The organism is Agathobacter ruminis, assembly GCF_002735305.1.
GTDB lineage: Bacteria > Bacillota > Clostridia > Lachnospirales > Lachnospiraceae > Roseburia > Roseburia ruminis.
In genome coordinates this window covers 97,993-120,205 of sequence record NZ_PDYG01000123.1, presented here as the reverse complement: position 1 = coordinate 120,205, position 22,213 = coordinate 97,993, and the positions used below count along the sequence as shown (strand labels likewise).

The 22,213-nt window shown below is 45.3% G+C and carries 18 protein-coding genes; all 18 read left to right on the top strand.

All coding sequences use genetic code 11. The annotated features are described in order from the left end of the window. The first annotated feature begins 3 nt into the window (after nt 1-3). The 18 genes from CSX02_RS14080 to CSX02_RS13680 all read left to right on the top strand — a co-directional run bounded on the left by CSX02_RS14080 (nt 4) and on the right by CSX02_RS13680 (nt 21,958). The gene (locus CSX02_RS14080; RefSeq protein ID WP_099386795.1) at nt 4-1,818 is read left to right on the top strand and encodes an oligopeptide/dipeptide ABC transporter ATP-binding protein; all 1,815 of its coding nucleotides are present in this window, start codon (nt 4-6) and stop codon (nt 1,816-1,818) included. A gap of 15 nt (nt 1,819-1,833) precedes the next feature. Beyond that, on the top strand, nt 1,834-3,135 hold the full coding sequence (locus tag CSX02_RS11660) for an ATP-binding cassette domain-containing protein (RefSeq protein ID WP_099386794.1): 1,302 nt from the start codon (nt 1,834-1,836) through the stop codon (nt 3,133-3,135). Then, nucleotides 3,136-4,371, top strand: a complete 1,236-nt coding sequence (locus CSX02_RS11655; RefSeq protein WP_031546073.1) for a hypothetical protein — start codon at nt 3,136-3,138, stop codon at nt 4,369-4,371. Between the two features lie 32 nt (nt 4,372-4,403). Continuing rightward, on the top strand, nt 4,404-6,083 hold the full coding sequence (locus CSX02_RS11650; protein ID WP_099386793.1) for a hybrid sensor histidine kinase/response regulator: 1,680 nt from the start codon (nt 4,404-4,406) through the stop codon (nt 6,081-6,083). Next, complete coding sequence (locus tag CSX02_RS11645; protein ID WP_099386792.1) at nt 6,076-7,320, top strand: DegV family protein; 1,245 nt, start codon at nt 6,076-6,078, stop codon at nt 7,318-7,320. Before CSX02_RS11650 ends, CSX02_RS11645 begins: the two co-directional genes overlap by 8 nt. Continuing rightward, the gene (locus tag CSX02_RS11640; RefSeq protein ID WP_099386791.1) at nt 7,317-8,612 is read left to right on the top strand and encodes a GGDEF domain-containing response regulator; all 1,296 of its coding nucleotides are present in this window, start codon (nt 7,317-7,319) and stop codon (nt 8,610-8,612) included. The genes CSX02_RS11645 and CSX02_RS11640 overlap by 4 nt, the downstream gene beginning before the upstream one ends. Nucleotides 8,613-8,698: 86 nt before the next feature. Further along, complete coding sequence (locus CSX02_RS11635) at nt 8,699-9,925, top strand: phosphodiester glycosidase family protein (RefSeq protein ID WP_099386790.1); 1,227 nt, start codon at nt 8,699-8,701, stop codon at nt 9,923-9,925. Between the two features lie 92 nt (nt 9,926-10,017). Then, complete coding sequence (locus tag CSX02_RS11630; protein ID WP_099386789.1) at nt 10,018-11,751, top strand: phospho-sugar mutase; 1,734 nt, start codon at nt 10,018-10,020, stop codon at nt 11,749-11,751. Nucleotides 11,752-11,766: 15 nt separating this feature from the next. Then, nucleotides 11,767-12,942 (top strand): LCP family protein, encoded by a 1,176-nt coding sequence (locus CSX02_RS11625; RefSeq protein ID WP_081826759.1) that lies wholly within the window; start codon nt 11,767-11,769, stop codon nt 12,940-12,942. Nucleotides 12,943-12,970: 28 nt separating this feature from the next. After that, nucleotides 12,971-14,191 carry a UTP--glucose-1-phosphate uridylyltransferase gene (locus tag CSX02_RS11620; protein WP_099386788.1) on the top strand — a complete coding sequence of 407 codons (1,221 nt, stop codon included), beginning with the start codon at nt 12,971-12,973 and terminating at the stop codon, nt 14,189-14,191. Nucleotides 14,192-14,292: 101 nt separating this feature from the next. After that, the gene (locus CSX02_RS11615; protein ID WP_099386787.1) at nt 14,293-15,654 is read left to right on the top strand and encodes a S1C family serine protease; all 1,362 of its coding nucleotides are present in this window, start codon (nt 14,293-14,295) and stop codon (nt 15,652-15,654) included. Nucleotides 15,655-15,855: 201 nt separating this feature from the next. Continuing rightward, nucleotides 15,856-16,245, top strand: a complete 390-nt coding sequence (locus CSX02_RS11610) for a GtrA family protein (RefSeq protein ID WP_031546094.1) — start codon at nt 15,856-15,858, stop codon at nt 16,243-16,245. 15 nt (nt 16,246-16,260) lie between these two features. Further along, nucleotides 16,261-17,193, top strand: a complete 933-nt coding sequence (gene arcC, locus CSX02_RS11605) for a carbamate kinase (protein ID WP_031546096.1) — start codon at nt 16,261-16,263, stop codon at nt 17,191-17,193. A 23-nt stretch (nt 17,194-17,216) separates the two neighbouring features. Continuing rightward, nucleotides 17,217-19,019 (top strand): oligoendopeptidase F, encoded by a 1,803-nt coding sequence (pepF, locus tag CSX02_RS11600; protein ID WP_099386786.1) that lies wholly within the window; start codon nt 17,217-17,219, stop codon nt 19,017-19,019. 35 nt (nt 19,020-19,054) lie between these two features. After that, complete coding sequence (locus CSX02_RS11595; protein ID WP_099386785.1) at nt 19,055-20,521, top strand: methyl-accepting chemotaxis protein; 1,467 nt, start codon at nt 19,055-19,057, stop codon at nt 20,519-20,521. A gap of 16 nt (nt 20,522-20,537) precedes the next feature. Continuing rightward, complete coding sequence (locus CSX02_RS11590) at nt 20,538-21,002, top strand: S-ribosylhomocysteine lyase (protein WP_099386784.1); 465 nt, start codon at nt 20,538-20,540, stop codon at nt 21,000-21,002. 48 nt (nt 21,003-21,050) lie between these two features. After that, nucleotides 21,051-21,749, top strand: coding sequence for a 5'-methylthioadenosine/adenosylhomocysteine nucleosidase (locus CSX02_RS11585; protein ID WP_099386783.1), 699 nt, complete (start codon nt 21,051-21,053; stop codon nt 21,747-21,749). A gap of 56 nt (nt 21,750-21,805) precedes the next feature. Then, complete coding sequence (locus CSX02_RS13680; RefSeq protein WP_189281559.1) at nt 21,806-21,958, top strand: hypothetical protein; 153 nt, start codon at nt 21,806-21,808, stop codon at nt 21,956-21,958. Nucleotides 21,959-22,213 lie beyond the last annotated feature (255 nt).

The following is a 22,213-nucleotide window of genomic DNA, read 5'->3' as shown; positions in this document are numbered from 1 at the left end:
AAAATGGAAAACAAGAAAACAATCTTATCGATTAAAGATTTATATGTGAAATTCCGTGTGCGTGGTCGTATTCTTACAGCGATTCGTGGAATTTCGCTCGATATTTATGAAAATGAGACAATTGCAATCGTAGGAGAGTCCGGATCAGGTAAATCCGTATTTACCAAGACATTTGCCGGCATGCTCGATACCAATGGCTTTATTGACCAGGGATCCATCATCTTCAACGATGAGGAATTGTCAGATACCGTAGTTGCTTATGACGACTCTGCAAAGCGTCTGGTAGCTGCATTTGCCGAAAAATTGAATGAGTATTCACATCTTGAATTCGGTGCGGATATTTACAAAGAAATGCTCGAACTTGATGCGCAAAAGCGTGCCAAGAACGGTCTTTCTGATGAGGAAGAGGCAGAATTCAAAAAGAACTTAAAAGCAATGAAGGACGACCGGATCAACCTCTTTAACTTAAAGCAGACCTATGATCCGAAACAGGAAAAAGACAAGATCAAAGAAGCTTCTGCACGTCTCAAAGAAATGGAAGCTGAATACAAAGCTTATGAGAAGAAGCGCGACGATTTGAAGAAGGAGCGCAAAAATGCTGCTGAGCAGGATCCTGAATTCATGAGACAGTATCATGAAAAGAAGGCAGCGCTCAAAGCAAAATATGATGAGGCCATCAAGCAGGCTGTCTCTGAAGAGACCAAAGAACGCAACCTTGTGCTCGCAAAAGAAATCCTGCTTTCATCAGGCCGCTTCAGCCTTCGCAAGCGCAGAAAGTGCATCAAGGGATTGCTTGAAGCACTGCGCAAGGCAATGGAGATGGGCGTAGACTTAAACAACGAGTCAGAGCGCAATCAGGTATTTGATGCAGTTACCTTCCGTGTGAAGTTCTTAAATGAAATTACGGTTGCAGAGCATGAAAAGCTTCTTCATCCGGATCAGCCGCTTCGCACGGATGAGAAATCACAGAAGATGCTGCTTCACGGATATTGCATTTTGAACCTTGCAAGCTTTAATGATGCAACAGACTGGATGCAGGTGCGTGGTGCAAAGATCGCAACCGTATTCCAGGATCCGATGACTTCTTTGAACCCGATTCTTACCATCGGTAAGCAGATTTCATCCATTATCATGAAGCATCAGCATTGCTCTGAAAATGATGCAAGACTTCGTGCAATTGAAATCATGGGCAAAGTTGGAATCCCGAATCCGGAACAGCGTTTTGATGATTATCCGTTCCAGTATTCCGGTGGTATGAGACAGCGTATTGTTATCGCAATCGCACTTTCCTGCCAGCCAAAGATTCTGATTTGTGACGAGCCGACTACAGCGCTCGATGTAACCATTCAGGCACAGATTCTTCAGTTGATCAAGGATCTGCAGAAAGAATTTAATTTCACAACTGTATTTATTACACACGATCTCGGTGTTGTTGCGAATGTGGCTGACCGTGTAGCTGTATTATATGCAGGACAGGTAATTGAAGTAGGAACAGTTGAGGAAGTATTTTACGATCCAAAGCACCCATATACCTGGGCATTGCTTTCATCCCTTCCACAGCTTGCGACCAAGAATGCAAAACTGTATTCCATTACCGGTACACCGCCATCACTTTACAATGCGATTGTGGGAGATGCTTTTGCACCGCGTAACCCATATTGCCTGAAGGTGGATACACTTGCAGAGCCGCCAATGTTTAAGGTGACGGATACACATTACGCCAGAACATGGCTTCTTCATCCGGATGCACCAAAGGTTGACAAACCTGAAATCATCCAGGATATTCATGAGAAGCTGTTAAAAACATATAATCTGTAATAGGAGAGAAAAATCGTGTCTAATAATCAAACAAATAATAGTGCATCGCACTTTCCGGAGCATGGTCCGGTAGATGAGAATGGCCGCGAGATTTTACTCTCGGTCAAGAATATTGATATCACATTCGGCAAAGGCGAGTCTGCTGTCAAGGCTGTCAAGAATGCCAGCTTTGATATTTACAAAGGCGAGACTTTCTCGCTGGTAGGAGAATCCGGATCCGGTAAGACCACAATCGGTCGTGCGGTCATCCGTGTCAATCCTCTTTCAGCAGGAGAGATTGATTACAAGGGTGTGCGTATTTCCGGCAAAATCCCGAAGAGCCTTGACCGTGAAGTGATTCGAAACGTACAAATGGTATTTCAGGACCCGGCCGCTTCTCTGAATGAGCGTGCTACGGTTGACTATATTATTTCGGAAGGTCTGACCAATTTCAAACTCTATGAGAATGAGGCAGAGCGTGTCTCAAAGGTAGAGCATATGATTCAGGAGGTTGGTTTGCTTCCGGAGCATTTGACCCGTTATCCACACGAGTTCTCCGGCGGACAGCGCCAGCGTATCGGAATTGCCCGTGCGATGGTTATGGAACCGGAACTTGTTGTTGCGGATGAACCGATTTCTGCATTGGATGTTTCCATCCGTGCACAGGTATTGAACCTGTTAAAGAAATTCCAGAAAGAGAAAGAGGTAACCTACCTTTTCATTGCGCATGACCTTTCTGTAGTAAGATTCATCTCAGACCGTATCGGTGTTATTTACAAAGGAAATATTGTGGAGGTTGCAGAGTCAGAGGAATTATTTAATTTCCCATTGCATCCGTACACACGCTCCCTTTTGTCTGCAATCCCGATTCCGGATCCGCAGCTTGAGAAAAACAAAAAACTCTATATCTATGATCCATCCATTCATGATTACAGTGAGGATCAGCCTGAATTTGTCAATATCGGACATAATCACTGGGTATGGGGCAACAAGAAAGAAATCGAAGAATATAAGGCAATCCGTGAGAAGAATGTACCGCTTCAGTCCATCACCATCGTAGATCCAAACAAGAAAGATGAGTTTGGAAACGCGGAGAAGGCAACGGAGCTTAGAGCAGAGGAAATCAAACTTCCTCCGCTTCATGATACCGGAAATGTATGGCTGACTGTTTTGAGTTTCCTGCTTTTCATCCCTGGTATTATTGCAGCAATTCTTTTCAAGAAGCACAATTATATCCGCAATTACAAAGCTTGTAAGCGCGGTGTGAAGCTCTTCTTCATTTTGCTTGGATTGATTATTTTGTTCTATCTGATTGGATTTATAGGAATTCATTTCTAAATGTCAAAGAGATATGTTAAAACGCGGGTCAAAGAACGCTTTGGCCCGAAAATTGAAAAAGTTAATATTTCAGAGAAATATTTCTGGCCGCGTGCAATCGCGGCCGGAGTGCTTTTACTGATTGGTACGATTTTGCTGGCGCATTCCTGCGCACGCTATTTTGGAACACAGGATGGTTGGCAGGAAATCACCATTGAATCATCACAGGAGACCAACTACAGTTCGGAATTTTCCTTACAATATGACATCGGGCGTTCGGGTGTGAGCGCAGGCGTCGAAAAGAGGAATGTTACCGCAACCTATACAGAGGCACTGACAGAGGCATATGATATTTTTAATGCGGATGAACAGGGCAAAGACAGCGCAAATCTGTATGATTTGAATCAGCATCCAAATGAAACGCTGACCGTTTCAAAAGAATTGTATCAGGCCCTTGAGACCTTAGAACAATATGATGCGCGCTGGATTTATCTTGGACCGGTATATGCATTATCGACGAATCTGTTTCAAAGTGAAGATGATGTGATTGCATCGGATTATGATCCGTACAGGGAACAGAGTCTGGCAGATTTTTATCAAAAAATCGCAGATTTTGCGCGTGATCCGCAACAGATTCAAATTGAGAAAAAGGGAAACAATCAGGTTTGTTTAAAGGTTTCACAGGAATATATGCAATTCGCGAAAGACAATGAAATCGATCAGTTCGTCGAATTGTCTTATATGCGAAATGCATTTGTCTGCGATTATATTGCCGATAAGCTGACCGAAGAGGGATATACCAACGGTTTTGTCAGCTCCTATGAGGGCTATACCCGTTATCTGAACAGGGAAGACTATTCCTATACCGGTACCATTTACGGCCGGAACGGGGCGAAAACCGGAAAGATTGCGGATGAAACAATTTCAGGTATGAATGCAACGGTTGTACTGAAAGATTTTGCGGTTGCAGACTTGGAGAAATACCGTTATTATAAATATGGCGACGGCACTGCCCGTAGTTCTTATATGAGTTTGTCAGACGGAAAAGATTATGCCGCGATACCATATCTGTATGCGGCGTCGGAAAACTCCGGATGCGCGGAGATTTTGCTGCAGCTTCTTCCACATTATATTACCGATGAATGGGATGTGGATGCTGTTTATGCATTGTCCAAAAACGGAATCTATGTCATTTATACCGAAAATGGAAAAGCATATACGAATCTCCCAAACAATGAGTATAAAGAATCGCCGTAATCTGCGGCGGTTCTTTTTTTGAGGATGAAGTTATGAAACAAAAAGGGAAAGAATTTGAAATCTCATTTCATTTGATTTATCTGTGTGTACTAACAATTCTCGGTCTGGTTATGTTGTGGGTGGAGACAGGTGCCGGGCGACCGATTGTGATTCGGATTTTGTGCCTGCTGGTATTGATTTTGATTTGGGTTGCACATTGTACGCAAATCGGAACAGCATCACAGCGCGTCTATTTTTATACGATTACAGCCACGCTGTTTTTGATGTATTACGGCAGCCATCGTGCATCCATCACGGATATGCCGCTGGTGTTGTGCCTGATTCTGATTGTTTTATCCTTACAGGAAGATATGGGCTTGATTTATCTGATTTCAATCTCGTATCCTCTGATGATATTGCATCATATATTTATCACACAATATCTGTCCGAAAACATGACCAAACTGGTTCTCTCGCGCCTGGTTCTGGGCGTGGTCTGCGTCGGTCTGTCCGTTTTTATTTCACATTTCTTTATTCGTGCAAATGAAAATAAAAGACAGGAACTGCTCAAGATGCAAAAAGAAATCGAGACTTCACGCAATCAGACCAAAAATCTGCTTGCCAATGTATCCCATGAACTGCGTACGCCGATTACCGCAATCAACGGAATGACGGAGATCCTGCTGCAGCGGCAGCTGGACGAATCATTGATGGGACAGATTGATGACATCCATCAGTCCGGCCAGAGAATTCAGTCTCAAATCAATGGCATCCTGGATTATGCCGAATTAAATACCGGAACCATGGTATTGAATGAGCAGGTGTATAATGTCCGTGAGCTGGTGGACCGCTGTGCATATACATTGTACGCGAACCGCGATGGCAAGAATCTCGCAGTTTCAGTGGATGTGGATTCGGCAATTCCGACATTTTTGTACGGTGACGGGGAGAAGATTGTCCGGGCCATGCACCAGCTGATTGATAATGCATACAAATTTACAAACTACGGCAGCATTCGTCTGCGTGTATTCTCTCGCCGGGAAGATTATGGCATCAATTTGATTTTTGAGGTCAGTGATACCGGTGTGGGAATGAGCAAAGAACTGATTCATCGCCTGTTTGAAGGCGCCTATAAAGAGGATGCAGACAGTGCGCGCCTGACGAGCGGACTCGGAATCGGATTTACGATTGCACATGAGCTGACACGTGCCATGAACGGCTTTATCTATGTGAAGAGCCGCGTAGGGAACGGTACGGATATTCGCGTGACCATTCCGCAAAAGCCTGCGGTTATTGAGGCAAAGAAGCCAATCGAACCGGTCAAAGAGGAGCAGACGACAGCACCGGGGAATACGAGGATTCTGGTCATCGATGATGAACGACTGAATTTGAAAGTGGTTCGTGGCATGCTTGAGACCGTCGGATATCAGGTCAAGATTGCAGAGGGCGGATCCGAAGGACTGGCACTTTGTGAGCTCGAAGATTTTGATTTTATCTTTTTGGATTATATGATGCCGGGAATGGACGGCGAGGAGACACTTCGCCGGATCCGCAGTGTCAGAAACGGATTCTATCAGCAGGTTCCGATTGTGGCATTGACGGCAAATGCCGCCAGCTCTGCACGCGTGCAGCTGCTTGAGCTGGGATTTGATGAGTTTGTTGAGAAACCGGTAGAAATAGAGCGCCTCAAACGAGTCGTGGAAGAACTGACGGGAGGTAACAAAAATGAATAAACTTCCTGTATTGATTACAACAGACAGTGTATGCGATTTGCCGGGGCAGCTGACAGAACAGTATCATATTCTCGTCAATCCGTATTATGTTGTCACGGAGCAGGGCAGATTTCGCGATGAAATCGAAGTGGGGTCAGAAGATCTGGTCTCCTACATCCGTGCAGGAAATTTTGCAAAATCGCAAAGCCCAAAGGTGGAAGAATACGAAGCCTTCTTCGCGTCCTGTGTTGATCAGGCAGAGACAATCATACATATTGCCATGGGACGATATGCAAGCGTGGGATATGATAATGCGACTGCAGCAGCTGCAAAATTTTCAAATGTCAGAGTGTTTCACTCCAAGCATTTGTCAAGTTCACTGGGGCTGATTGCACTTTATGCGGCAGAATTGGCAGAGCGCATGATGGATGCGGATACAATTATCGAGAAGCTGGAAGCGTATACCGATAAGGTCAGCAGTGCATTTTTGCTCTTTGACCTGGAATATATGTATCGGGCCAAACGATTGTCCAGATTTGTCCGCAATCTCTCATACCGACTGCTGTTCCGTCCGGTTTTGTATATGAAACAGGGCCGAATTGCAGTAAAAAAAGTGATGTTTGGACGCTGGCATCCGGTGGTGCGCAAATATGTGAATCATTTGCTGAAGCACCCGCGGGATATTGATACAAGAAGGGTTTTTGTGACACATGTGGCACTGGAGCCGGATATGCTTGATATGATTAAAAAAGAAATTCTGCGCCGTGTGAATTTCGAATCCATTATTTTTGTGGATGCTTCTGCTGCAATTTCCTGCAATTGCGGAAGCGGTACGGTAGGTGTGCTCTTTGCACGCAAGTCGGAGGAGAATGGATTGCTTCCACAGTCCAATGAGCCTATGGCGATGTTGCAGAGAATGGATTTTCTCGATTGGCGCACCGGTATGGTTTATGTTGCGGATAATGCAGAATTATATATTGAGATTTTGCAGGAATACCTGGCGGATGATAAGGCCGTTTTGCTCAAAACTTATCTGGACGAGCAAAACTGGAATGACTATCGTGTGACCGTGCATGCGCTCAAGAGCTCTTCTAAGACAATCGGTCTGAATGAGCTGTCGGAAGAAGCACGTTTGCTGGAATTCGCATGCAAAGATGGTGATTATGCATATGTATGTGATCATCATGAAGAGGTAATGGAGCATTATCATAGTTATTGCAGAAAGATAGAGGCTGTAATCGGCCGGGAGAGTGTATGAATAAGGAAACGGTAATTTTATTGGTGGATGACGACAATTTAAATGTCAAATTGGGGACCGCCATCTTGAAATATCGCTATCGGGTGGATGTGGCAATGTCAGGCCGTGAGGCGCTTGAATACCTCGATACACATCCGCTTCCGTCGCTGATGCTTTTGGATTTGCATATGCCGGATATGAGTGGGTTTGAAGTTCTGGCAGAACTCAAAAAAGATGTTCGCTTTGACCAGCTGCCTGTAATTATCCTGACGGCGGATGATGACAAAACCAGCGAAGTGGAAGGCTTTAAGCTGGGCGTAATGGATTTTATTACAAAGCCGATGGTCGCAGAAGTGCTGCGTGAGCGCATCAATCGTGTCCTGACGCTGAATGAACGACAGCGCGAGCTGAGTACGGATCGCCTGACCGGACTGAATATTCGTACGGTCGGCGAATCTGAAATAGAAAAAGCAATGTCACGCGATCCGGGATTCCTGGCATTTCTCGATGTCGACAATCTTAAGCGCATCAATGATACCATTGGTCATGAGGCAGGTGATCGTGTCCTGAAACTGATTGGAACAATTCTGAGTGACTGCGCCGGTACCGCACTGACATGTCGCCTTGGCGGAGATGAATTTCTCCTCTTTATCAAGAATATTACAAAAGAGAAAATGTTCGAGACGATTGAGGCGATGATCTCCGGATTCCTGACCAAGAAAGAAGAGGATATTGCAATTCGTGCGGCATCCATTTCCATCGGTCTGGTGGAGACGAATCCGGCGATTTCTTATAAAGAGGCATACAGCAAGGCTGACAAAGCCCTGTATCATGTAAAGCAAAATGGTAAGGACGGATATTTCTTATATAAAGAGACCAATGATGAAGAGGAACAGAAAGACAGCGGCAATCTGACAAGATTGAAATCCGCACTCAAAAAATCTGGCAGTTATCATGGTGCAATGAATGTCGAATTCCGTGAGTTCGCAAAACTCTATGAATATTTCAGCAACTTAAAGCGCAGATTCCAGCACAGTTTTCATCTGGTGATGCTCGGAATTCGTGAAAACGAAAAGCTTACACGTGAGGAGACGGAGGAGACAATGGTCAGACTCGAGGATGCCATTCGTGAAACCATCCGAAGCGTTGATGTTTGTACCCGATATTCCACTTCGAGCTTTTTGCTCATTTTGGTGGATCCGGGAACACAGGAGCAGATTGCACAGATTCAGGAGCGCATTGTGGCGAATTTTAGAGAAGAATGCCGTGACGAACGGATCTCCATCAATACATATGATACAGAAATGGAGTAGTCTTCATAATTTCTTAAGAAAAATAAGACTAGGATTTTTCCGAAAAGGTGCTATAATACTCCTAGTTTGTTTTTTATGAGGTAGCTATGGCAAATAGACGAAAGAAGAAAAAGACAGCCGGACAAAAGGCTGCAAAAATATTTACCATAATCGGTGTTCTCGGTGTAATTGCATTTGGTATACGAGAGTATGTCAGCTATAGCCAGAATCCGTTTATTGTAAAATGGCGTAATATTTATATTGAAACCGCAGTGACAACGCATTCACATCAGTGGCTGGCAACCTTGATTTTCCCGCGCAGTGTGGTGAATCAGGTCGTGGCCAATATCAATGCACAGACCCTCGCACAGGAAAATATGGAAAGTACCTGGAAAAACGGCGAGACGGATGCAAACAAGAATCTCAGCGGAAAAGAATGGTTTACCAATGTATACTGGGAGCTCGACAGCCCGTCAGTCAACGAATATATCGAGCAGAACCCATCCTGCATTGCATCCGGATATGAGAATCTGAAGATTGATAATCTCGATGGTGAGCTTGATATTTTTACCGCAAAGGGTGATCGTGTCCTTGTGGTGGACTGTGCCAACAACATTTTCTTGACCGCTGTCCAGGGAGACGGCTATGTCGGAAAGATGGCATTTGTCAAGGAACCTGCACAGGTAAAGCATGTTCTTTCAAAGAGCTTTGGATCATACGGTGAAGAAATCGAAGACTTCGGTGATTCTTATGGTGCATTGATTGCAATTAATGCCTCTCCGTTTGAGGATGTCGGTGGACACGGAAGCGGAGCGATTATCCGTGGTTCGTGCATCATTGACGGAAAGGAATACGGGCATCCGAATTCCATGAAGTTGTATGCAATGAACTTTGATGATCTGCTTTATGTGACGAATTATTCCAAGGATACGGTTTCTCAATATCGCTGGGGTGTACAGTTTTTCCCGGCGCTGATTATCGACGGCGAAAATGTACTGACTTCCGATTCGGGTGGAAACGGTATTCAGCCGAGAACCATCATCGGTCAGCAGGCAAACAAGACCTTTATGATGCTGATCATCGACGGTCGTCAGGTGGGATACAGCCTAGGAGCCACAGTCGGTGAATGTGCGACAATCATGGAGCGCTACAATGCGGTTCAGGCGGGCGCATTGGACGGAGGAAGCTCTGCAGTTATGTATTATAACGGAGATTTGATTACCAAATCTTCGAGTGTATCCGGTCGTGGACGTTACTGTCCGGATTCCCTGATCGTCATTCCGGCATCCCAGAAGGACAACTGGACGGACGAATACAGTGATTTCCCGAATTAGAGTTTTCTGCAACTATATTTTGTAAACAAGAACCATATGTGCTAAAATGTGAGTGCATATGGTTTTTTTATTAGATTTAGGAGGATTCAAACATGGATTACAAGAAGCAGTATGAGATCTGGTGTACGGACCCATATTTCGATGATGCTACAAAGGCAGAATTGAAATCGATAGCAAATGACGAGAAAGAGATAGAGGATCGATTTTACCGCACGCTTGAATTCGGTACGGCAGGACTGAGAGGTGTAATCGGTGCGGGAACCAACCGCATGAATATCTACACCGTTCGTCAGGCTACACAAGGTTTGGCAAATTATATTATTTCGCAGGGAAAGGAAGCAATTGAGCGAGGTGTCGCAATTGCCCATGATTCACGCAATATGCATGATGAATTCACAGAGGCAACCGCACTTTGTCTTGCTGCAAACGGAATCAAAACTTATGTATTCCCACAGCTTGCGCCGGTACCGGAATTGTCTTATGCAGTGCGCAACCTGCATACCATCGCCGGAGTTGTTTTGACCGCAAGCCACAACCCACGCGAATATAACGGATATAAAGTATATTGGGAAGACGGCGCACAGGTTACCCCGCCACATGACAGCAATATTATGGCAGAGGTGGCAAAGGTGACTTCATTTGACATGGTAAAGACCATGGATAAGGAAGAGGCAATCCGTGCCGGATTATACAATGTGATTTCCGATGAAATTGAAGAAGGATATTTTGGTGAATTGCGCAAGCTTTCTATCCACCCTGAAATCATTAAAGAGATGGCAAAGGATATCAAAATTGTATATACTCCGCTTCATGGCACCGGTCTTCGTCCGGTTCAGAGAGTATTGAAGGATCTTGGATTTGAGAATGTTATGATTGAGCCTTCACAGGCAGTCGCAGACGGCAATTTCCCAACCTGTCCATATCCGAACCCGGAAAATCCGGATGCATGGAAGCTGGCACTTGAACTGGCAAAGAAGGAAGATGCCGATATCGTATTGGCAACCGATCCGGATGCAGACCGTCTCGGCGTTTATTGCAAGGATACCAAGAGCGGAGAGTATGTAACATTTACAGGAAATATGTCTGCAATGCTGATCGCAGAATATATTCTTGCCGAAAAGACAAAGAATCATACCTTGCCGGAAAATCCTGCAATGGTGGAATCCATTGTATCGACAGATATGGCAAAGGCAATTGCAAAAGCATACAATGTGGAATTGATCGAAGTATTGACCGGTTTCAAATATATCGGTGAGAAGATGCTCGAGTTTGAAAAGACCGGAAGCAAGAATTATGTATTCGGTATGGAGGAAAGCTACGGCTGTCTGCCGGGAACCTATGCGCGTGACAAGGATGCACCTGCGGCAGTTACCATGCTTTGCGAAGTAGCAGCTTATTGCAAATCACAGGGTAAGACACTCTGGGATGAGATGATTGCACTGTATGAGAAATACGGATACTACCGTGAAGGTATTGCAACGCTTGAATTAAAGGGAATCGACGGTGCTGCTCAGATCCAGCAGATCATGGACAGTGCGCGCCAGAATGCACCTGCAAAAATCGGTGCGTATGCCGTGACAGCAGTGCGCGATTACAAAGCTGATACCAGAAAAGACATGAAGACCGGTGAGGTGACCAAGACCGGACTTCCGTCTTCCAATGTATTATATTTTGAGCTTGAGAATGACGCATGGTGCTGCGTAAGACCTTCCGGAACAGAACCAAAGATTAAATTCTATTGCGGAATCAAAGGCACTGCACTCGAAAGTGCAGACAAAGAATTAGAAGAATTAAAGGCTGATGTATTAAAGACATTCGGTCAGTAAAAGGAATTTGGCAATATGGCAACATACAATAGAACGGGGAACAGGCGCTATGAGGAGCGGAGAAGGCAACAACTGCGCAAACAGAAAAAAAGAAAGCGCAAAATAGCGGTATTCTTCACGGAAGTGATGATACTGGCCGTTGTATTGATCGGTATTTATGTCATCAGTTTGATTGGCAAAATTAATTTTAAAAAGTTTTCCGAAAAGGATGCCGGAATCAACAAAGATATTGCGGACGAGTCCATGGAGACAATGAAGGGTTATCAGAATATTGCGCTCTTTGGACTCGATAACCGCAGTGCCGGAAATTATACCGGTGGCAATTCGGATACCATCATGATTGCAAGCATCAATCATGATACAAAAGAAGTAAAACTGGTATCGGTATTCCGCGATACGGTTTTGCATATCGGTGACGGCAAATACAAAAAAGCCAATTCCGCATTCTCAAATGGCGGAGCGCAGCAGGCTGTCGCAATGTTAAACAGCAATCTGGATTTGAATATCACGGACTATCTGTGCGTGGACTGGGCTGCTTTGGTGGAAGTCATCGACGACCTTGGCGGGCTTGAACTGAACGTCACCGCGGAGGAAGTCGGCCTGCTCAACACTTATCTGCGGGATGTCGACAATGTGACAGGTAAGGATACCTCTCATCTGTCAGGCTCCGGAGTGATGCATCTCGACGGCACGCAGGCTGTTTGCTATGCGCGTATCCGTAAGACGGCAGGAGACGATTTCCTGCGCACGTCGCGTCAGAGAATTGTGCTGCAGGCGATGCTCGATAAGGTGAAAACAGCGGATGTGGCAACATTGCTTTCCATCTGCAATGACACATTTGATGATATTGCGACTTCACTGAGTTTAAAGCAGTTACTGTCGTTGGCAAAGAATGCATCCGCATTTCAGATTACCGCCTCCACAGGATTCCCGTTTACGGTGGCAACTCCGAGACTGGATGGCCTGGGATCGGTGGTGGTTCCATGTACGCTCGAGACCAATGTTTCGAAACTACATGAATTTTTGTTTGGAGAGGAAGGATATCATGTATCTGCATCCGTATCCTCTACCAATAATGCGATTATCAATATGAGCGGCATCCGGTCGGAGGAAGATGCGATGGATATCAGCCGTTACAATAATACAATTGGCGCGGACGGCACCTATTTTAAGGATCAGCCGGCGCAATAAGCCAATCGGGACAAAAAGAGGACAGGAAATGAATCGTTTGGTAAATGAATTTGTAAAAGAAAAAGTAGCATCAACCAATCAGAAATATTTGCAGAATGTGTTGACGCAGGAAGTGCCGGAGCGTCTGGCAAATCAGCTGGAACAGATGAACTGGTCCTATCTGGACATGATTCATCACAAAGAGAATCAAAGAGGAACATTTTCACCGCTTGGTGCGATGGAACTTGCAGAGGTGGAAGCAAATCATGACCGCTTCTATGCAGTTGGTCTCGAGGCAATCAGGCAGTGCAAAGTCGGAGCAATTCTTCTGGCCGGCGGACAGGGCACCCGTCTTGGGTTTGACAAGGCAAAGGGCATGTACAATGTCGGAATCACCAGAGAACTCTATATTTTCGAGCAGCTGATTGCAAACCTGAAGAAGGTGACCGATGCTGCAGGTGTACCGGTGCCGCTTTATATTATGACATCAGACAAAAATGATGCGGATACGAGAGCATTTTTTGAAGCGCATGATTATTTCGGATATGATTCTGATTTCGTGAAATTTTTTGTACAGGAGATGGTTCCGGCCGTAGACTTTGAGGGCAATGTTCTTGTAGAAAGTGAAGATTCCCTTGCCATGAGTCCAAACGGAAACGGAGGATGGTTCTCGTCTCTGATGAGAGCTGGACTCGATGCGGATTTAAAAGAAAAGGGCGTCGAATGGCTCAATGTATTTGCAGTAGACAATGTGCTTCAGCAGATCGCAGATCCTGTCTTCGTAGGTGCTGTCATTGAATCGGGCCGTGTCAGCGGTGCGAAATGTGTGCAGAAAGCGGACCCGCATGAGAAGGTTGGTGCAATCTGTCTCGAGGATGGCAAACCATCCATCGTGGAATATTATGAACTGACCGATGAGATGGCAGAGGCAAAGAATCCAAACGGATCATTGCAGTACGGATTCGGCGTGATTCTGAATTATCTGTTCCGCCTGGACAAATTGTTTGCCATTTCCGATCGTCAGATGCCACTTCATATTGTGGAGAAAAAAGTGCCTTATCTCGACGAGAACGGCAATTCCGTGAAACCGGAGACCCCAAATGCCTATAAATTTGAGACCTTGATTCTAGACATGGTCTACCTGATGGACGACTGCCTGCCGATTGAGGTGGAGCGAAGCAAGGAATTTGCGCCAATCAAGAATGCTACAGGCGTGGATTCGGTTGAATCAGCGCGTGCACTGTTGCAGCAAAACGGTATTATTTTATAAAAAACATATTTTTTTCAAATTGTGAACACAATTTCTTCACAGTTGAAGACTAAGATAACGCTTGTAAGATCATTACAAGCGTTTTATTAGGAGGTTATATTATGGACTTTAATCATCAGGATATGAATCGACAGGAATATAACAACCTGCAGGAATATCAGCAGGTACAACCGAATTTTGTACTTGCAGAGCCAAAGAAAAAGACACAGAGCGGATGGAAGCGTTTTATTGCAAAGACGGTTGTCGGTGCATTGCTCATCGGAATGATTGGCGGTGCAACCTTCACGGGAGTCAGCTATGCAGGATTCCATTTACTCGACCTTCCGTTTTTGACACAAAATGAAGAGACAAATGACAGCGATTCAATCAAAGCAAATCATGCTTCCGCAGACAACAGCGATTACAAGGATGGCGCGGTAGCAGCAGTAAAGACATCAAATTTGAAAGCAGTTGATGTATCCTCTGTTGTGGATGCGGTGATGCCAAGCATTGTTGCAATCACCAATTACAGCACAACCACTTATACCGGCATGTTTGGTCAGTCTCAGTCCTATGACAGTGAGAGTGCCGGTTCCGGTATCATTGTTGCCCAGTCGGATGACAATTTATATATTGCAACCAACAACCATGTGGTCAGCGGTGCCAAGACTTTATCCGTACAATTTGTAAACGGAACCAGCGTCAACGCAACCGTAAAAGGTACCTATGAAGCAAAAGATCTTGCGGTTGTGCAGGTTGCTTTATCGGACATTGATGCAGATACCCTAAAAGCAATCAGAGTCGCTTCCGTAGGGGACTCCACCAAACTCTCTGTCGGAGAGACCGCCATTGCCATCGGCAATGCCCTTGGTTACGGACAGTCCGTTACCACCGGTGTCATCAGTGCACTCGACCGTGAGATCACCGTGGCGGGAGAAGGCAGCGATGTTGCCATCACCAATGACAATCTGATTCAGACCGATGCAGCCATCAACCCTGGTAATTCCGGCGGTGCATTGATCAATGCTTCCGGAGAAGTCATCGGAATCAATTCCGCAAAATATTCCGACACCAGTGTGGAAGGCTTCGGATTTGCCATCCCGATGGAGGATGCATGGCCAATCATCGAGCAGCTGATTACCCGTGAGAAGGTTGATGAAAGTGAGAGTGCCTACCTTGGTATCCAGGGACAGCCAATTTCTTCAAGTGTCGCACAGGCCTATAATATGCCGGAAGGTATCTATATCTACAAAGTAATGTCCGGTTCTGCTGCAGACAAGGCAGGTCTTCAGGAGGGCGATATTCTGACTGCATTCGATGGCCAGAAAATCTATACGATGACAGCACTCAAGGAACTCATCGCATACTATTCTGCCGACACGAAGGTTGACATTGTAATCTCACGTGCCAACAAGAAGGGCGAATACAAAGAACAGACGGTCACCGTCACACTCGGCAGTACCGCCACTGCAAATATCAACTAACCAGACATCTTAAAAGCTGCGCAATAGCGCAGCTTTTTTTGTGCGCTCCGGGCCGTACGCTAAAAATGGGACTTTTGGGCGATAACTTTTATGGAGATTCTTGATGTAAAGCATGAAATCGGATATAATAAAGTGTCAAGTTATATGTATTTCTCGGGGGAAGAACCTTGACAGTACGAAGAGAACAAGATTGAGGAAAATATGAGAAAAATAAAAAGGCTGATTTATCAGATTGCCAGGTTCAGTGCAGTCGGGGTTACCTGCTTTGCGGTGGATTATGGTCTTTTGATTATCTTGACCGAATTTACGAGCCTGGAATATTTTAATTCAAGTGCGATTTCGTTTATTTTGTCGACCTTGCTGAATTATGTTTTGAGTATGAGATTTGTTTTCCGCGGGAAAGAGGGCATGAACCGCTGGGCGGAAATGGGAATTTTTATAGCACTGTCATTGATTGGACTTGGACTGAATCAGATGATTATGTGGATTGTTGTAGAACAGATGATGGTCTATTATCTGTTTGCGAAAATTTTGGCGAGTATCATTGTTTCTGTCTTTAATTTTATCTCCAGAAAAGTGTTTTTGGAGTAACAGGAGGTATAAGGAATGAAGAAAAAAAGAATTGTAATCGCTCTCGGGCATGAAGCCCTCGGCAGCACGCTTCCGGAGCAGCAGGAGGCGGCAAAACGTTCGGCTGCCGCAATCGCGGATTTTATTCGCGATGATTACCAGGTTGTGATTACACACAGCAACGGACCGCAGGTGGGAATGATCCATACTGCAATGAGCGAATTTGCAAAACTTTACCCGGAATATACCAATACACCGACTGCCGTATGCTCAGCGATGAGCCAGGGATATATCGGATACGATTTGCAGTCGGCAATCCGTACGGAACTGTTGAACCGCGGAATTTATAAGCCGGTCAGCACGGTGCTGACACAGGTTGTGGTAGATCCGTATGATGAGGCATTTTATCATCCGACCAAAGTGATTGGCCGTTTGCTTACCAAGGAAGAAGCTGATGCAGAGGAGCAGAAGGGCAATCATGTGACACCGGTAGAAGGTGGTTATCGCAGAATCGTTGCGGCACCGAAGCCGATTGATATTGTGGAAATCGATGCAATTCGTGCACTTTGCGACGCAGACCAGATTGTAATTGCATGCGGAGGCGGCGGAATCCCTGTTTTGTCACAGGGAAACCACTTAAAAGGTGCGAGTGCGGTAATTGAGAAGGACCTGGCGGCAGGAAAGCTTGCGGAACTTTTGGATGCAGATATGCTTGTCATTCTGACCGGAGTAGATAAAGTTTGCCTGAATTACGGAACAGACGATCAGGTGGAACTGGATACATTGAATCTGGCAGATGCACAGAAATATCTCGATGCGGGAGAATTCCATGAAGGAACCATGGCACCGAAGATTGAAGCGGCCATCGGATTTATCGGAGAGTCTGCGATCCGCAGTACGCTGATTACGAAATTGAACAAGAACGGGGCTCAGCTTACCGGCGGTATGGGAACCCTGATCAAAAAATAGACAACAAAAAATAGGAGATACTTATGGCAGGCGAGATTAAAAAGCGAAGTGAAATTGATGAGCAATTTCAATGGTGTCTCGAGGATATGTATGAGACAGACGAGCTTTGGGAGGAGGAATACCGGAAACTGGTTTCTCTGGCGGATGCCATGAAAGATCTGGATGGAAATCTTGGCAAGGATTCCGGAAATCTGCTTCGTTATTTTGAACAGTATGATGAGATGACCTATTATGTGAACCGTCTTGTGGTTTATGCAAATGAGCGGTTTCATCAGGATACGACTGTGGCAAAATATCAGGCGATGGCGGCCAAGGCTGACAACGCGCTTATGATTTTTTCATCGGCGACGGCATTTGCCTCTCCGGAAATTTTGAAAATACCGGAGGATGTACTGAAAGGCTTTCTGGAAAATGAGCCCAAGCTTGCGGCTTACGAGAGGGCATTGTCCGAACAGCTTCGGAAAAAGGAACATGTGCTTTCGGCAGCGGAGGAAGCATTGCTGGCAAATGCAAATGAACTAAAATCCGCACCTTCGAATATTTTTGAAATGTTTAACAATGCGGATATCAAATTCCCGTCCATTCGCGATGTGGAAGGCAACCGGCTTGCCGTGACACATGGCACCTTTGGTCAGTTGCTTGAAAATTCAGAGAGAAGTGTTCGCAAGGCTGCATATGAGAGTCTGTACGGTTCGTTTAAGCAGTGGGGAAATACACTTGCCACGACATATACAAGCCATCTGCGCGGGGAAAAATATTTTGCGAAGAGCCGCAGGTATCATTCGACCCGGGCGATGCATCTGGATGATGGAAACATTCCGGAATCGGTCTATGATCAACTGATTGAAACCGTGCATCGAAATCTGCCGAAGATGCATGAATATGTGTCTTTACGTAAGCGGATTCTCGATGTCGAAGAATTACATACCTATGACCTTTATGTGCCAATCGTGGAAAACAGCGAGAAGCGCTATACCTTTGAAGAAGCGAAGGAATTGGTGCTCAAAGCGGTGGAACCGATGGGTGAAGAATATGTCAAAATCATGCGGGAAGGATTTGAAAACCGCTGGATTGATGTATATGAAAATACCAATAAGCGCTCCGGCGCATATTCCTGGGCGGCATATGGCACACATCCGTATGTCCTCCTGAATTTCAACGGCACGCTGGACAGCGTGTTTACGCTGGCACATGAGATGGGACATGCGATTCATTCGTATTATTCCAACCGAACACAGCCAATTACCTACAGTGATTACCTGATTTTTGTCGCGGAAGTTGCATCTACCTGTAACGAGAATCTGCTGATGCAATATCTGCTTATGACAACTGCCGATGTAAAGGAACGCAGGTATCTGATCAATCATTATCTGGAAGGATTCCGTGCAACCGTATTCCGTCAATGTCTGTTTGCCGAATTTGAAAAAATCGTTCATGAGAAAATCTGGAACGATGAGGCGTTGACACTGACCGAATTGAACGAAATCTACGGACAGCTCATTGAGCAATATTACGGACCGGATCTGACCATAGATGATGAGACGCGACACGAATGGATGCGTATTCCACATTTTTACACATCATTTTATGTTTATCAATATGCAACCGGTTATTCGGCTGCAACAGCATTTGCAAAATTAATTTTGGAGGGCGGACAGGAGGCTGCCACACGTTATATTCATCACTTCCTTTGCGGGGGATGTTCAAAGGATCCAATTGAATTATTGAGGGAAGCAGGAGTCGATTTGAGCACTCCACAACCTGTGGAATCGGCATTGAAAGTATTTGGGGATTATCTACAATTGTTCAAAAAGGAACTGAAATAGTTATGTTATTTTAGCCAGACAAGGAGGATGTTCTTATGGATATCAAGACAAGACATTTGTTTGAAAAAAACCAACGAGGAATGCTTGCGGTAATTATGCTTTGTATTGGAGTGATGATTCCGACCGTGTATTCTATGGCAAAGGGGCCGGAGCCAAAATATGTCGCATTACTGATTGTGGCGGTTGTGCTTGCAATTGCAGCCTATGTCACATTTTTGAAATTTGACAAGTCGGAAGTGTACAGCCATATCTGTTGCTGTGGATTGGCATTACTTTACATGGTGACTTTGACGGTATATCGTCAAAGCGGAATTTATGCCATCGCTTTTCCGATTGCGATTACCGTTATGGTATTCGGAAGCAAACAGATTACGCTGGCCGGCTCAACTTTGGCAGTTATTGCAACCCTGATGCATGACACCTTGGGACTTGTAAAATTCGGAACGATTGTGATGGGTGATTATATTTTGCATGTGACATTTATCGTCATCGCATGTTTCATGGCCGGATTGATTTCCATCATGCAGGGCCGTCAGAGCAAGGAGACCATTGAGGCAGTGCAAAAGGGTGCCGAAGCACAGGCAAAGACAGCAGGACTTGTGGTAGATCTGGCTACAGACCTGACCAATAAATTTGAAAAAGCAAAAGAAGTTTCCGACAATCTGAATCAGAGTATGGAGACTTCACACAGTTCTATTTATGATATTTCCGAGAGTTCCAAGACGACCGCTGAAGCGATTGAACAGCAGACCGGTCAGACTGCGGATATCCAGAGAAGCATCCAGAATGTTGCGGAAGAAGCACGCAACATGAACGATATTTCACACAGAACCATTGAGACCGTGGATGAGGGCGTTGTCCTGATTCACAAGCTGCGTGAGCAGGCGGAGGAAGTGGTTAAAATCAACAGCGATACCCGTGAGACCACGGAACAGCTCAATCACAGCATCCAGGACGTTCAGGATATTACAGGAACGATCCTTGGCATTTCCAGCCAGACCAACCTTTTGGCTTTGAATGCATCCATTGAGGCAGCGCGTGCCGGAGAAGCGGGAAAAGGCTTTGCTGTTGTTGCGGATGAGATTCGCCAGCTCGCAGAACAGACCCGTCTTGCAACCGAAAAGATTGGCATCATCATCGAGCATCTGACCAGTGATGCGGAGAATGCTGTAAGTTCTATGGCAAAATCCGCAGAATATGCAGATATGCAAAATGCATTGATCGAAGAGACCGAAGAGATGCTCAAAAATATCAAGTCTGATACAGACGAACTGACAGCAAGCGTAAGCGGTATTACCAATTCGGTTGTCAGTGTTGAATCTGCAAGTCAGATTATTATGGACAATATCAGCAACCTTTCCGCAACCAGTGAGGAAGTTGCAGCTTCTACCGAAACTGCATTCTCAGTCAGTGATTCATCTATGGGTGCACTGCAGAACATGAATGAATTGCTTGAAGAGATTCATCAGATTGCCGGAAATATGAAAGAGGTTGCCGAATAATTATTTGGAGACTATTATGCAAAGAATTAAAAGTTTTGAAATCAATCATGATGTTCTTGTGCCGGGATTTTATATTTCCCGTGAGGATGGCGATGTGATTACCTATGATTTACGGACGAGACGTCCGAATATGGGAGATTATATGTCCGATGCAGTGATGCATTCCGTGGAGCATATGTTTGCGACTTATGCGCGCAACAGTGAATATGCGGATTCGGTGATTTATTTCGGACCGATGGGATGCCAGACCGGATTTTATTTTCTCCTGCGCAATACGGTGACACCGCAGCAGGCGTTTGAACTGACAAAGGATATCCTGCGCAAGACCATTGCCCATGAAGGGGATATATTTGGCAAGAGTGCAAAAGAATGCGGCCATTTCGAAAATCTGGATCTCAGTCTGGCCAAAGAGGAATGCAAGACATATCTGGCAGCTTTAGAAGCTCAGAAAGATATGACATTTGCATATCCGACCAGGTAGGACAGGATAGGATAAGATAAGACAGGAAGCGAAAGGAAAGAACTGTTTATGAAAATCGGAATCATTGGTGCGATGCAAATGGAGGTGGACAACCTCAAGGAGGCATTGCAGAATCAGCAGATTACGACAATCAGCGGCGTGGAATTCGTCAGCGGAACCATCGGCAATATTGAGGTGGTTGCTGCGGTATCCGGCGTTGGAAAAGTATTTGCGGCAATCTGTACCGAGGCGATGATCCTTCATTTTGCACCGGATTGCGTCATCAATATCGGTGTGGCGGGATCGCTGACCAGAGATTTGAGCGTGCTTGATATCGCAGTGGCAAAGGCTGTCTGTCAGCATGATATGGATACCTCTCCAATCGGAGATCCGGTCGGACTGCTCTCCGGAATCAATGAGATACTGCTTCCAGCGGATCAGAAACTGGTGGAACTGCTTTGTTCCTGCATCAAAGAAGAAGGAATCAATTATCGAAAAGGCATTATCGCATCCGGCGATCAGTTTATCGCGCGGGACGAGCAACGCGATTTCATCCGGGATCATTTTGAGGCGATTGCTGCAGAGATGGAAGGCGGAAGCATCGGACATGTATGTTATGTCAACAAGGTTCCGTTTGCTGTTTTGCGTGCAATCTCGGACAGCGAAGGCGCAGAGATGGATTATCAGACATTTGCGGAGCGCGCGGCAGAGCGTTCCATTGATGTCGTATTGAAAGCGATTGCTAAATTAGATTCTTGCAATTCATAGCAGAAAACGATACACTAGAACTAGTAACGGAAAAGAATGAAAAGGATGGCGTGCATATGTCTGAATCACAATTATTGATATTCTTTTTAATCGTAGTTATTTTTGTAGTGATTGTTGCGGTTGTGGCAGTCGTTGCAGCAGTGGTTTCTGCAGTTGCAGCAGCCAATGAAGAGGAAGAAGAGGAAGAAGAAGCATCCGGAGGTGCTTGACATTTTTCACCTGACCTCGTAGAATACATTAGTAAATAAGATTACATGTAAAGGTAATGAGAAAGAGGAGTAAGCAATTCCCGCTTTCCTACAGAGAAGGCATCCCCCGTCAGGGTGGCTGTAAGATGCCGGAAAGAGATTTGCCGAAGGTAGCTTTCGAACCGAATTTCCGAACCTGTCCGCATTCGTCCGGCAGCAGTAAGAGATTCCGATTCACCCCCGTTAAAGGGTATGAGGCGTTCGTGCTTAGCACCG

What these genes read in the sequence shown, in the direction of transcription:
- CSX02_RS14080 (WP_099386795.1), top strand. Translation starts at nt 4, where the DNA reads ATGGAAAACAAGAAAACAATCTTATCGATTAAAGATTTATATGTGAAA.
- CSX02_RS11655 (WP_031546073.1), top strand. Translation starts at nt 3,136, where the DNA reads ATGTCAAAGAGATATGTTAAAACGCGGGTCAAAGAACGCTTTGGCCCG.
- CSX02_RS11650 (WP_099386793.1), top strand. Translation starts at nt 4,404, where the DNA reads ATGAAACAAAAAGGGAAAGAATTTGAAATCTCATTTCATTTGATTTAT.
- CSX02_RS11645 (WP_099386792.1), top strand. Translation starts at nt 6,076, where the DNA reads ATGAATAAACTTCCTGTATTGATTACAACAGACAGTGTATGCGATTTG.
- CSX02_RS11640 (WP_099386791.1), top strand. Translation starts at nt 7,317, where the DNA reads ATGAATAAGGAAACGGTAATTTTATTGGTGGATGACGACAATTTAAAT.
- CSX02_RS11635 (WP_099386790.1), top strand. Translation starts at nt 8,699, where the DNA reads ATGGCAAATAGACGAAAGAAGAAAAAGACAGCCGGACAAAAGGCTGCA.
- CSX02_RS11630 (WP_099386789.1), top strand. Translation starts at nt 10,018, where the DNA reads ATGGATTACAAGAAGCAGTATGAGATCTGGTGTACGGACCCATATTTC.
- CSX02_RS11625 (WP_081826759.1), top strand. Translation starts at nt 11,767, where the DNA reads ATGGCAACATACAATAGAACGGGGAACAGGCGCTATGAGGAGCGGAGA.
- CSX02_RS11620 (WP_099386788.1), top strand. Translation starts at nt 12,971, where the DNA reads ATGAATCGTTTGGTAAATGAATTTGTAAAAGAAAAAGTAGCATCAACC.
- CSX02_RS11615 (WP_099386787.1), top strand. Translation starts at nt 14,293, where the DNA reads ATGGACTTTAATCATCAGGATATGAATCGACAGGAATATAACAACCTG.
- CSX02_RS11610 (WP_031546094.1), top strand. Translation starts at nt 15,856, where the DNA reads ATGAGAAAAATAAAAAGGCTGATTTATCAGATTGCCAGGTTCAGTGCA.
- arcC (WP_031546096.1), top strand. Translation starts at nt 16,261, where the DNA reads ATGAAGAAAAAAAGAATTGTAATCGCTCTCGGGCATGAAGCCCTCGGC.
- pepF (WP_099386786.1), top strand. Translation starts at nt 17,217, where the DNA reads ATGGCAGGCGAGATTAAAAAGCGAAGTGAAATTGATGAGCAATTTCAA.
- CSX02_RS11595 (WP_099386785.1), top strand. Translation starts at nt 19,055, where the DNA reads ATGGATATCAAGACAAGACATTTGTTTGAAAAAAACCAACGAGGAATG.
- CSX02_RS11590 (WP_099386784.1), top strand. Translation starts at nt 20,538, where the DNA reads ATGCAAAGAATTAAAAGTTTTGAAATCAATCATGATGTTCTTGTGCCG.
- CSX02_RS11585 (WP_099386783.1), top strand. Translation starts at nt 21,051, where the DNA reads ATGAAAATCGGAATCATTGGTGCGATGCAAATGGAGGTGGACAACCTC.
- CSX02_RS13680 (WP_189281559.1), top strand. Translation starts at nt 21,806, where the DNA reads ATGTCTGAATCACAATTATTGATATTCTTTTTAATCGTAGTTATTTTT.